This is a genomic window from Streptomyces sp. NPDC007084 (genome assembly GCF_040703595.1).
Lineage (GTDB): Bacteria > Actinomycetota > Actinomycetes > Streptomycetales > Streptomycetaceae > Streptomyces.
Map to the genome: position 1 here is coordinate 143,411 of NZ_JBEYFY010000015.1, position 11,466 is coordinate 154,876.

Sequence of the window (11,466 nt, forward strand, 5' to 3'; positions counted from 1 at the left end):
CCGGGAGCCGGGGCGGGGGAGGGGTTCTGACCGTGGTCATACGAGCACCAGCCGTCCGGCCATCTCGCCGAGCCGGATGCGGGCCAGCGCGAGGTTGCCGTCCGAGCGGCCCAGCCACAGGTGCAGGAACACGCTGCTGTCGAAGCTGGTCCGTACGAACCGCAGGACGTGGTAGCTGTCGCGGTTGCTGATGATCAGGTCCTCGATGGGGGTCTCCTGGTCCGACCACTCGGACCAGTCGGAACCGTCCTTCGGGGCGAACGAGCGGTTCTCCGCGGCGAGCCGGGCCAGTTCGGCCGCCTCCGCCGCCGTCGTCTCGTGGTCGCCGCCCGGCGCGTCGCCGACCGTGCCCAGGGCCAGCCCACTGGTCCAGTCGACCACCGAGGCACCCCGGGCACCGGGCAGTGTCATGGCTTCCAGCAGGCACTCGTCGATTCCGGGCACCGTGTCTCCCCTCCCGCCAAGGGTTCGGCCGAGTGACGCAGAAGTTACGCACTGTGTGCGCGATGAGTGAGTGATCCGGCATTTTCCTGTGGAACATGCCCGGGATGACTAAGGTGGGTCAACTGACCATATTTTCCGTCCCCCTTGAAACCGCAGGTGGGCGGTTTGTGCGGCCTTGGGGCGTGCGACGGGGGCGCGCACGAGTGAGCCCCGGCGCGCGGGACTCCTTGCGCGCCGGGGAGTTGGCGGAGCCGACCGCGCGGAGTCCTGGAGTGAGCGGCCGGCGGGGGCGCGCGGAGTCCTACAGCGAGGTGAGTGACGTCCCGTGCGGGCCGCCGGACTCCCCGACGATCTCCTCCAGCGTCTGCGGCTCCCGTACGACCGCGAACCGCACCCCACCGGCGCCGCCGTCCGCGCCGTCCCGGGCGCCCACGCTGTCGCCGTCGCCCGCGCCGTCGCCGTCCGGCACGAAGCCGTAGATTCCGGGCCGGGCAAGGGAGTTGTACGCGTAGTGGTGGGCGAAATAGTAGGCGCCGGTGTCCAGCGCGGCGGCGTGGTCGCCCTGTTCGAGCAGCGGGAGCGCCCGGCCCTCGGCGAGCAGGTCGCCCGCGAAACAGGCGGGGCCCGCGATGTCCTGGACCACGTCCGGCCCCGTCTTCGGCCGGCCCTTCGCGTCGTACGCGGCGATCCGCAGCGGCCAGGCGCTCGGCGCGTACACCGTGCGGGCCGCCACCTGCACCCCGGCGTGCGTCACCGCGATCGCGCGGCCCCCGGCCCGCTTGGTGTACTCGACCCGCGCCAGCACGGTCCCGTGCTTGGCCAGCAGCGACCGGCCGAACTCGGTGACCAGCCCGTACCGCCCGTCGAACAGCCCCGGCACCACCTCGGCCAGCAGCCGGGCGTACTGCGCGTACGTCGGGGCCGTCGCGTCGGAGCCGAAGTTGACCGGCAGTCCGCCGCCGATGTCGATCGTGTCGACCTGCCGGCGCCCCACGTGCCGGTTGACCTCCTCCGCCAGCGCGTACGTCTCCGCCACGCCCTGCGCCATCAGCGAGAGCGGCATGCCCTGCGACCCCGAGTGCGCGTGCAGCCGGGTCAGCCAGGGGCGGTCGGCGTACGCCCGCAGGAGCCAGTCGCGGGCGCCCTCGTCCCGGAGCGCCACGCCGAACTTGGAGGTCGCCGTCGCCGTGGACAGCGCCCCGATGGAACCCCCGCCGACCTGCGGATTGACCCGCACCCCGATAGGTGAGCGGGTGGGCGCCGAGCGGACCAGGGCGTCGATACGGTCCAGTTCCTGCGGGTTGTCGGCGTTCACCGCGATGCCGAGGGCCAGTGCCTCGCGCAGTTCGGCGGGCGTCTTGGCGGGGGAGTCGAGGACCGTCCGGGCGGGGGCGAGGCCGGCCGCCCGGACCAGCGCGAGTTCGCCGGCGCTCGCCACCTCGGCGCCCACGCCCTCCTCGGCGAGCAGCCGCAGCACGGGCACCAGGGGCGCCGCCTTCACGGCGAAGGCGTGCAGCACCCGGGTGCCGGGCGCGGTCACCGCGGTGAACGCGGCGTGCAGCGCGGCGGCCGAGAGCCGGATGCCCCGGACGTCGAGCAGGGCGACGACGGGCCGCTCCGCGGTGAGCAGCCCCTGCCCCACGGCCGCCCGCACCGCCCGGTCCCGCCGCTCCACGCGCCCGGCGTCCTCCGGCACCACGGCCCCGCCCCTCGTCACGCTCACGTCGTCCGAAGGCGTTCCGGATGTTTCCGCCGAAGTCATCGCAGCCCCACTCGCCCCGCCGAACGGTCGAACGGCGGATCTTCCGCCTCGTGCATGTCTGCGCCCCTGGGTCCCGGCCAAACCTCCGGCGCGGCCAGGAGCCGCCGATGGGGCTATTGACTAGGCCTATTCATGGGGTGAGGATGTGAATATCCACAGCAACAGTCCGCTAGGAGGCAGACCATGTCAGGACCCCGCCCCGTCCGAGCGCCGCGCGGTACGGAACTGAGCGCCCTGGGATGGCAGCAGGAGGCCGCCCTGCGGATGCTGCAGAACAACCTCGACCCCGAGGTCGCCGAGCACCCCGACAAGCTCGTCGTCTACGGCGGCACCGGCAAGGCCGCCCGCGACTGGCGCTCCTTCGACGCCATGGTGCGCACCCTGCGGACCCTCAAGCAGGACGAGACGATGCTCGTCCAGTCCGGCCGTCCCGTCGGCGTCATGCAGACCCACGAGTGGGCCCCGCGCGTCCTGATCGCCAACTCCAACCTGGTCGGCGACTGGGCGAACTGGGAGGAGTTCCGCCGCCTGGAGGCCCTCGGCCTGACCATGTACGGCCAGATGACGGCCGGCTCCTGGATCTACATCGGCACCCAGGGCATCCTCCAGGGCACCTACGAGACTTTCGCCGCCGTCGCCGCCAAGAAGTTCGGCGGCACCCTCGCCGGGACCATCACCCTCACCGCCGGTCTCGGCGGCATGGGCGGCGCCCAGCCGCTGGCCGTGACGATGAACGACGGCGTGGCGATCTGTATCGACGTCGACCCGCGCGCCATCGAGCGCCGTATCGAACACCGCTACCTCGACGTGCGGGCCGACTCGCTGGAGCACGCCCTCCAACTCGCCGTCGAGGCCCGCGACCAGCGCAGGCCGCTCTCCATCGGCCTGCTCGGCAACGCGGCGGAACTGCTGCCGCGGATGCTCGCCGAAGGCGCCCCCATCGACATCGTGACCGACCAGACCTCGGCCCACGACCCGCTCGCCTACCTGCCCGTCGGCATCGACTTCGACGACATGGCCGACGCCGCCGCCAAGGACCCCGCCGGCTTCACCACTCGCGCCCGCGAGTCCATGGCCCGCCACGTCGAGGCCATGGTCGGCTTCATGGACGCCGGCGCCGAGGTCTTCGACTACGGCAACTCCATCCGCGGCGAGGCCCAACTCGCCGGATACGACCGGGCGTTCGCCTTCCCCGGCTTCGTCCCCGCCTACATCCGCCCGCTCTTCTCCGAGGGCAAGGGCCCCTTCCGCTGGGCCGCGCTGTCCGGCGAGGCCTCCGACATCCACAAGACCGACAAGGCGATCCTCGACCTCTTCCCCGAGAACGAATCGCTGCACCGCTGGATCAAGCTGGCCGGCGAGCGCGTCCACTTCCAGGGCCTGCCCGCCCGCATCTGCTGGCTCGGCTACGGCGAGCGCGACAAGGCCGGCGAGCGCTTCAACGACATGGTGGCCTCCGGCGAGCTGGCCGCCCCCCTGGCCATCGGCCGCGACCACCTCGACTGCGGCTCCGTCGCCTCCCCGTACCGCGAGACGGAGGCCATGCTCGACGGCTCCGACGCGATCGCCGACTGGCCGCTGCTGAACGCGATGGTCAACGTCGCCTCCGGCGCCTCCTGGGTCTCCATCCACCACGGCGGCGGTGTCGGCATGGGCCGCTCCATCCACGCGGGCCAGGTCTCCGTCGCCGACGGCACCAAGCTGGCCGGCGAGAAGATCCGCCGCGTCCTGACGAACGACCCCGGCATGGGCGTCATCCGCCACGTCGACGCCGGCTACGACATCGCGGAGTCCGTCGCCGACGAGCGCGGGGTGCGCATCCCGATGCGCGAGGGCGACGAGGGCGGCGCCGCGTGACCTTCCACAGCATGTGGGCGGAGCTGCTGCCGATCGGCCGCGGCTCCGCCTCCGGCGGCTACCGCCGGTTCGCCTGGACCGGCGCCGACACCGACTGCCGCGCCTGGTTCCGGCAGCAGGCCGAGTCCCGGGGGCTCACCTACGAACTCGACCGCAACGGCAACCAGTGGGCCTGGCTCGGCGACCCCGCCGCGGGCGACGCCGTGGTCACCGGCTCGCACCTCGACTCCGTCCCCGACGGCGGCGCCTTCGACGGTCCCCTCGGCGTCGTCTCCTCCTTCGCCGCCCTGGACGAACTCCGCGCCCGCGGCGCCCGGTTCACCAAGCCGCTCGCCATCGTCAACTTCGGCGACGAGGAGGGCGCCCGGTTCGGCCTCGCCTGCGTCGGCTCCCGGCTCACCGCCGGACAGCTCACCGTCGAGCAGGCCCACCGCCTGACCGACGCCGACGGCATCACCCTCCCGCGGGCCATGGAGCGCGCCGGACACGACCCCGAGGCCATCGGCCCCGACCCCGAGCGCCTCGGCCGCATCGGCGCCTTCGTGGAACTCCACGTCGAGCAGGGCCGCGCCCTCGACATCAGCGGCGACCGGATCGGCATCGCCAGCGCCATCTGGCCGCACGGCCGCTGGCGCTTCGACTTCCGCGGCGAGGCCAACCACGCCGGCACCACCCGCCTCGTGGACCGCCGCGACCCGATGCTGTCGTACGCCGAGACCGTGCTCAGCGCGCGCCGGGAGGCCCGGCTCGCCGGCGCCGTCGCCACCTTCGGCAAGATCGCCGTCGAGCCGAACGGGGTGAACGCCATCCCCTCCCTGGTGCGCGGCTGGCTCGACTCCCGCGCCGCCGACCAGGCCACCCTCGACACCGTCGTCACCGGCATCGAGCAGGCGGCCCGCGCCCACGCCGAGGAACAGGGCGTCGAACTCGACGTCGTCCGCGAGTCGTTCACCCCCGTCGTCGAGTTCGAGCACGCCCTGCGCGACCAACTCGCCCGCATCCTCGGCAAGGAGCGCGACGACGCCCTCGCCGTGCCCGTGCTCGGCACCGGCGCCGGACACGACGCGGGAATCCTCTCCGGCACCGTCCCGACCGCCATGCTGTTCGTACGCAACCCCACCGGCGTCTCGCACTCCCCGGCCGAGTTCGCCGCCGAGGACGACTGCGTGGCCGGGGTGACCGCACTCGCCGACGTACTCGAAGGGCTGGCCTGCAGGTGACGCAGACGTACTGGCTGGAACACGCCTGGCTCGACACGCACGTCGAGCCGGGCGTCGCCGTGACCGTGTCCGCCGACGGCTCCGGGGCCGGCCGGGACGGCCGCTTCACCGAGGTCCGCACCGGCGTCGACACCCCGCCGCCCGGCGCCGAGATCCTGCGCGGACTCACCCTCCCCGGCCTCGCCAACGCCCACTCGCACGCCTTCCACCGCGCCCTGCGCTCCACCGTCCAGGTCGGCTCCGGCACCTTCTGGACCTGGCGCGAGATCATGTACTCCGTCGCCGACCGGCTGACCCCGGAGACCTACCACGCGCTGGCCCGCGCGGTGTACGCGGAGATGGCGCTCGCCGGAGTCACCGCCGTCGGCGAGTTCCACTACGTCCACCACGCCCACGGCGGCACCCCCTACGCCGACCCCAACGCCATGGGCGAGGCCCTCATCGCCGCCGCGGCGGACGCCGGCATCCGCGTCACCCTGCTCGACACGGCCTACCTCTCCTCCGGCTTCGGACAGCCGCCCAACCAGCACCAGCGGCGGTTCTCCGACGGCACCGCCGAGGCCTGGGCGGAACGCTCTTCACTTCTCAAGGACCGGGATCACGCACGGATCGGCGCGGCCATCCACTCCGTACGGGCCGTGCCCGCCGGAGAACTCGCCACGGTCGCGCGCTGGGCCGAGGAGCGGCGCGCCCCGCTCCACGTGCACCTGTCCGAGCAGACCGCCGAGAACGAGGCCTGCCTCGCCACCCACGGCTGCACGCCCGCCCGGCTCCTCGCGGACCACGGCGTCCTCGGCCCGCGCACCACCGGCGTCCACAACACGCACCTCACCGACGAGGACATCGCCCTCCTCGGCGGCTCCGGCACCGGCACCTGCATGTGCCCGACCACCGAACGCGACCTCGCGGACGGCATCGGCCCCGCCACCGCCCTCCAGCGCGCCGGCTCGCCCCTGTCGCTCGGCTCCGACAGCCACGCGGTCATCGACCTCCTCGAAGAGGCCCGCGCGATGGAGCTGAACGAGCGGCTGCGCACCCGCACCCGAGGCCACTGGACGGCCGCCGCCCTGCTGCGCGCCGCCTCCGCCGACGGCCACGCGGCGCTCGGCTGGGACGAGGCGGGCAGCATCGAGACGGGCGCGCTCGCCGACTTCACGACGATCGCCCTCGACTCGGTCAGGACGGCGGGCCCGCTGCCGCGGCTCGGCGCCGAGACCGCCGTCTTCGCGGCCACGGCGGCCGATGTGCGGCACACCGTCGTCGCGGGCCGGCACATCGTGCGCGACGGGGCGCACACCCTCGTACCGGACGTGCCGGCAGCGCTCGCGGACGCCGTCGCGGCCCTGCGCGCCTGACCCGCAACGGTCGCCCGGACCCGGACCCGGACCCGGACCCGTCAGCCGGACGCAACTCCCGGCCCCCCGGCCGGAATCCGGCCACCCTCGGCCCGGCCGCCCCCAGCCCGGCCATTCCCAGTCCCGCCACCCCCGAGGACGCCATGAGCAGCACGACCGTCATCACCAACATCGCCAGTCTGGTCACCAACGATCCCTCCCAAGGCGACGGCTCTCCGCTCGGTCTGATCCAGGACGCGGCCGTCGTCATCGACGGCGACCGGATCGCGTGGACCGGTGAGACCAGCAAAGCACCCGCCACTGACAACCGGGTCGACGCGGGTGGCCGGGCGGTGCTCCCCGGCTTCGTGGACTCCCACTCGCACCTGGTCTTCGCCGGCGACCGCACCCAGGAGTTCAACGCCCGCATGTCCGGCCGGGCCTACAGCGCGGGCGGCATCCGCACCACCGTCGCCGCCACCCGCGCCGCCTCCGACGAGGACCTGGAGCGCAACCTCACCCGCTACCTCCACGAGGCGCTCCGCCAGGGCACCACCACCATGGAGACCAAGTCGGGCTACGGCCTGACCGTGAACGACGAGGCCCGCGCGCTGCGGATCGCCGCCGCGCACACCGACGAGGTCACCTACCTCGGCGCGCACATCGTCTCCCCGGACCACGCCGACGACCCGGCGGCCTATGTCGCCCTGGTGACCGGCGAGATGCTCGACGCCTGCGCCCCGTACGCCCGTTGGGTCGACGTCTTCTGCGAGAAGGGCGCCTTCGACGGCGACCAGGCGCGCGCGATCCTCACGGCGGGCCGCGCCAAGGGCCTGCACCCGCGCGTCCACGCCAACCAGCTCACCTTCGGCCCCGGCGTGCGGCTCGCCGTCGAGCTGGACGCGGCGAGCGCCGACCACTGCACGCATCTGACGGACGCCGACGTCGACGCCCTCGCCGGCGGCAACACCGTGGCGACGCTGCTGCCGGGCGCCGAGTTCTCCACCCGCGCCGAGTGGCCGAACGCCCGCCGGCTGATCGACGCGGGCGTCACGGTCGCGCTGTCCACCGACTGCAACCCGGGCTCCTCGTTCACCTCGTCCGTGCCCTTCTGCGTCGCGCTCGCGGTGCGTGACATGGGGATGACGCCGGACGAGGCGGTGTGGTCGGCGACGGCCGGCGGCGCGCGGGCCCTGCGCCGCGACGACGTGGGCCGGCTCACCCCCGGCGCATACGCCGACCTGACCCTGCTGGACGCACCCAGCCACGTCCACCTCGCCTACCGCCCCGGCGTCCCGCTGGTCACCGGCGTGTGGCGGCGCGGCACCCGCGTGGTCTGAGGCGGCCCCGGGAGAGATCCGGGCCACGGGAAACGGGAGCGGTCCGGCACCGATGGCGCCGGACCGCTTTTCCGCGCGCGGCCTCACGGGCCGCGAAGCCCTGCTACTCCTCGACGGTCAGTCCCTTCCGGAGTCGCACGAGGGTGCGCGACAGGAGCCGGGAGACATGCATCTGGGAGATGCCGAGTTCGTCGCCGATCTCGGACTGGGTCATGTTCGCCACGAAGCGCAGCGAGAGGATCTGCCGGTCGCGCTGCGGGAGTTCCGCGATCAGCGGCTTGAGCGACTCCACGTACTCGATGCCCTCGAGGCCGTTGTCCTCGTAGCCGATGCGGTCCGCGAGCGCGCCCTCGGAGTCGTCCTCCTCGGGCTGGGCGTCCAGCGAGCTGGCCGTGTACGCGTTGGACGCGGCCATGCCCTCGACGACCTCGTCGGTGCCGATGCCGAGACGTTCCGCCAGCTCTCCCACTGTCGGAGCGCGGTCCAGCTTCTGCGCGAGTTCGTCGCCCGCCTTGGCCAGGTCGAGGCGCAGCTCCTGGAGCCGGCGGGGTACCCGCACCGACCAGGAGGTGTCACGGAAGAACCGCTTGATCTCGCCGATGATGGTTGGCATGGCGAAGGTGGGGAACTCGACCCCACGGCTCAGCTCGAACCGGTCGATCGCCTTGATCAGGCCGATCGTGCCGACCTGGATGATGTCCTCCATCGGCTCGCTGCGGGAGCGGAAGCGGGAGGCGGCGAACTTCACCAGCGCGAGGTTCAGTTCGACCAGGGTGTTGCGGACGTACGCGTAGTCGTACGTGCCCTCTTCGAGGGATTCGAGGCGCTCGAAGAGCGTCTTGGACAGGGCCCGTGCGTCCACCGGCCCCACCTCGCTGTACGGGGGGATCGCCGGTAGTCCCGCGAGCCCGTCGACTCCGTCGTTCGCGGGGTCGCCTGGGTGCTCCGGGCCGGCCGGACTGGTTGTCGACGTCGCTGTCTGGGTCTGCGATCCGTCGAGCCGGGGTGACATGGTGTCCTCCATCGTTCTCGGCATATGGCCGCCGATGCCAATACGTGCACTGCGGTGTGCGGCGCCTCCAAAGCCGGCCGGGTCGGATAGGTGTCGCTACTAGCCCTACCCGCTTTTGTGAACTTGTCGCAAGTGCGTTCTGTGGTGAAATGTCCGTTTGCGGGCGGTTGTTCGGGTGTCAGGTGACGTAGAGAAGGCGTAGTGTTCGAGTGCGTACATCAGCAGTCGCGACGCTCGGGAGAGAGACGGCATGGACCGCGGGACGGTCGGCAGCGCACAGTCTGGCCGGCTTCTTGTCGAGGTGCGGGAAGAGGGCACTAGTGCCGTCGTGACCCCCGCGGGTGAGTTGGATCACCACACGGCCGATTTGTTGCGTGAGCCACTCGAAGGGTGCCTCGAAAAGGGGTACTCGCGGCTTGTCGTTGACTGTTCGCGCCTGGAGTTCTGTGACTCCACCGGACTGAACGTGCTGCTCGGTGCCCGGCTGAAGGCCGAGGCCGCGGGCGGCGGTGTCCATCTGGCGGCGATGCAGCCGGTGGTCGCCCGGGTCTTCGAGATCACCGGGGCGGAGGCCGTCTTCACCGTGCACGACACACTCGAAGCGGCTCTCGCCGACTGACCGGGCGGTGCGCCGGCATGCCGCCGTCATGTCCCCGTCGCCCCGGCGTGAGCGCCGCGTTACCCGCGTCACAGTTTCCGTGCCGAATACGTGGGTGTTCGGACGGTTCCGTCGGGCAGGAGACATCCTGGATGTGTCGGCAGCGGGTGGGCCGGCTCCGGTGCGGCACACGTCGTCCGATCCACAAGCGGCGAAAGCCGTTGATCCATCCGTACTGAGTACTGCGTACTGAGTCTTGAACTGTGAACCGGTGAATCGGTGAGGTGAAGCGCTGATGAGCACCACCCGGCCTTACTCGCCGGGCGACCGCGGCCCCGAGTCGGGCGACGGCGGCGCTTCCGGGGCGTCCGTGGACGACACGGCGCCCGTGGACGGCGGACCGCCCGGCGACGGCGCCTCTCCGGACGGCGCGGTCCTCGCCCCGCCGGGCCGCCAGGCCCGCAGACTGAGCTTCGAGGGTGAGAGCGGTGTCGTGCCCCTCGCCCGCGACTTCGCCCGCCAGGCGCTGTACGCCTGGGGCTGGCTGCCCGCCGGGGGCGCCGACCGGCGGGCCGCCGCCGAGGACGTCCTGCTGGTCGTCTCCGAGCTGGTCACCAACGCCTGTCTGCACGCCGAGGGCCCGGACGAACTGCGGATCTCCGTCGACAACAAGGTGCTGCGCGTCGAGGTCTCCGACCGCGGCGCCGGCCAGCCCTCGCCGCGCACCCCGCACCGCGCCGGCCGCCCCGGCGGACACGGCATGTTCATCGTGCAGCGGCTCTGTCTGGACTGGGGGGTCGTCCGCGCCCCCGGAGTCACCGGCAAGACCGTCTGGGCGGAGCTGGGGGCGCCCGCCTGACGCGGGCATCCCCCTCGTACTCCGCCCGGCCCTCTTCCCGTACGTCACTGTGCGCGCCCGGTCCCCAGGGATCCGGCGCGCACTTTGTCTTCCCTCCACAAGTCCCCGGGCGTACCTTGACGGCCGATCTGATGTTCCGTCAGGAAATCGCGCCGCGCGTCCCGTCGGGGGCGACGTCAGGATTGAGGGGCAGGCCCGTGTCGTACCGGACGTACCAGAAACGAACCGCCGCGCTCGCGTGCGCCGCGGCCCTGGCCGGCTCGGCGGTGCTGCTGGCCGCCCCGGCGGCGCGGGCCGACGTGGTGAACGTCAACTACCAGTGCAAGACGCCGATCGGCGACAAGAGCGCCGTGTCGCCCATCGACATCAGGAGCGTCCGGAGCGGCGGCGGCTACCGGCTCACCATGTCCTGGCAGAAGGGCGTCTCCTCCAGCCCGGTCGAGCTCGGCAAGGGCGCCATGACGCCGAGCGCCGTCATCACGGTCGGCGGCGCCGACAGCGGCACCGTCGCCGTCACCGGACCGGCCAACGCGGCGGCGATCCCGGCCAACACCCCCATCAAAATCAGCGACTTGAGCGGCACGTACACGCCGAGGAAGTCCGGCAAGGTCACCTTCACCGCGGGCGTGCTCACCATCAAGGCCCTCGGCACCACGACCACGTGCTCGCCTTCCAACGGCCCGAAGCCCTCGCTGACCCTCGACGTGACGGCGGCGGGCGGGAGTTCGTCCTCCGGCTCGGGCTCGGGTTCGTCGGGCGCTTCGGGCGGCAGCCAGAGCGGTTCGGACTCCGGCGGGCGGCTTCCGCAGACCGGTCCCGCGGACTCCGCGATCGCCCTCGGCACGCTCGGCGGCACCGTCCTGCTCACGGGCGCGGCCGGCGTGCTGTGGCTGACCCGCAGGCATCAGGCGGTACGCCGCTGACCCGCCCGCACGACGACCTGGAGCCGCCGCATGCGCCACGCACTTCCCGCCGCCCGCGTGCTGGGTCTGACGGCCCTGCTGCTGCTCGGCGCGGCACCGGCGGCCCGGGCCGCCGAC

Annotated in this window: 10 protein-coding genes; 7 read left to right on the forward strand and 3 right to left on the reverse strand. The window is 72.7% G+C overall.

Annotated elements, in window-relative coordinates; all coding sequences use genetic code 11:
- Positions 1-36: 36 nt before the first annotated feature.
- Positions 37-444: a hypothetical protein gene (locus tag AB0912_RS15890; protein WP_366699869.1), complete on the reverse strand. Its 408-nt coding sequence runs from the start codon at positions 442-444 to the stop codon at positions 37-39.
- Between the two features lie 301 nt (positions 445-745).
- The gene (locus AB0912_RS15895) at positions 746-2,206 is read right to left on the reverse strand and encodes a diaminopimelate decarboxylase (protein WP_366699871.1); all 1,461 of its coding nucleotides are present in this window, start codon (positions 2,204-2,206) and stop codon (positions 746-748) included.
- A gap of 183 nt (positions 2,207-2,389) precedes the next feature.
- Between AB0912_RS15895 and hutU the strand changes: the two genes are divergently transcribed.
- The 4 genes from hutU to hutI all read left to right on the forward strand — a co-directional run bounded on the left by hutU (position 2,390) and on the right by hutI (position 7,957).
- Positions 2,390-4,063, forward strand: coding sequence for a urocanate hydratase (gene hutU, locus AB0912_RS15900; protein WP_366699873.1), 1,674 nt, complete (start codon positions 2,390-2,392; stop codon positions 4,061-4,063).
- Positions 4,060-5,283 carry an allantoate amidohydrolase gene (locus tag AB0912_RS15905; RefSeq protein ID WP_366699875.1) on the forward strand — a complete coding sequence of 408 codons (1,224 nt, stop codon included), beginning with the start codon at positions 4,060-4,062 and terminating at the stop codon, positions 5,281-5,283. The genes hutU and AB0912_RS15905 overlap by 4 nt, the downstream gene beginning before the upstream one ends.
- Positions 5,280-6,638, forward strand: a complete 1,359-nt coding sequence (locus AB0912_RS15910; RefSeq protein WP_366699877.1) for a formimidoylglutamate deiminase — start codon at positions 5,280-5,282, stop codon at positions 6,636-6,638. The genes AB0912_RS15905 and AB0912_RS15910 overlap by 4 nt, the downstream gene beginning before the upstream one ends.
- Before the next feature lie 143 nt (positions 6,639-6,781).
- Positions 6,782-7,957, forward strand: coding sequence for an imidazolonepropionase (gene hutI, locus AB0912_RS15915; protein ID WP_366699879.1), 1,176 nt, complete (start codon positions 6,782-6,784; stop codon positions 7,955-7,957).
- Between the two features lie 103 nt (positions 7,958-8,060).
- On the opposite strand, the gene AB0912_RS15920 is transcribed toward hutI, so the two are convergent.
- Positions 8,061-8,981 carry an RNA polymerase sigma factor SigF gene (locus AB0912_RS15920; protein ID WP_366699881.1) on the reverse strand — a complete coding sequence of 307 codons (921 nt, stop codon included), beginning with the start codon at positions 8,979-8,981 and terminating at the stop codon, positions 8,061-8,063.
- Between the two features lie 238 nt (positions 8,982-9,219).
- Here AB0912_RS15920 and AB0912_RS15925 point away from each other — a divergent pair, with 238 nt between their 5' ends.
- The 3 genes from AB0912_RS15925 (at position 9,220) to AB0912_RS15935 (ending at position 11,349) form a co-directional block, all read left to right on the forward strand.
- Positions 9,220-9,588: an STAS domain-containing protein gene (locus AB0912_RS15925; RefSeq protein ID WP_164373056.1), complete on the forward strand. Its 369-nt coding sequence runs from the start codon at positions 9,220-9,222 to the stop codon at positions 9,586-9,588.
- A gap of 274 nt (positions 9,589-9,862) precedes the next feature.
- Complete coding sequence (locus tag AB0912_RS15930; protein ID WP_366699883.1) at positions 9,863-10,426, forward strand: ATP-binding protein; 564 nt, start codon at positions 9,863-9,865, stop codon at positions 10,424-10,426.
- Positions 10,427-10,623: 197 nt separating this feature from the next.
- Entirely contained in the window at positions 10,624-11,349 is a 726-nt protein-coding gene (locus tag AB0912_RS15935; protein ID WP_366699885.1) for an LPXTG cell wall anchor domain-containing protein, read from the forward strand.
- Positions 11,350-11,466: the final 117 nt, after the last annotated feature.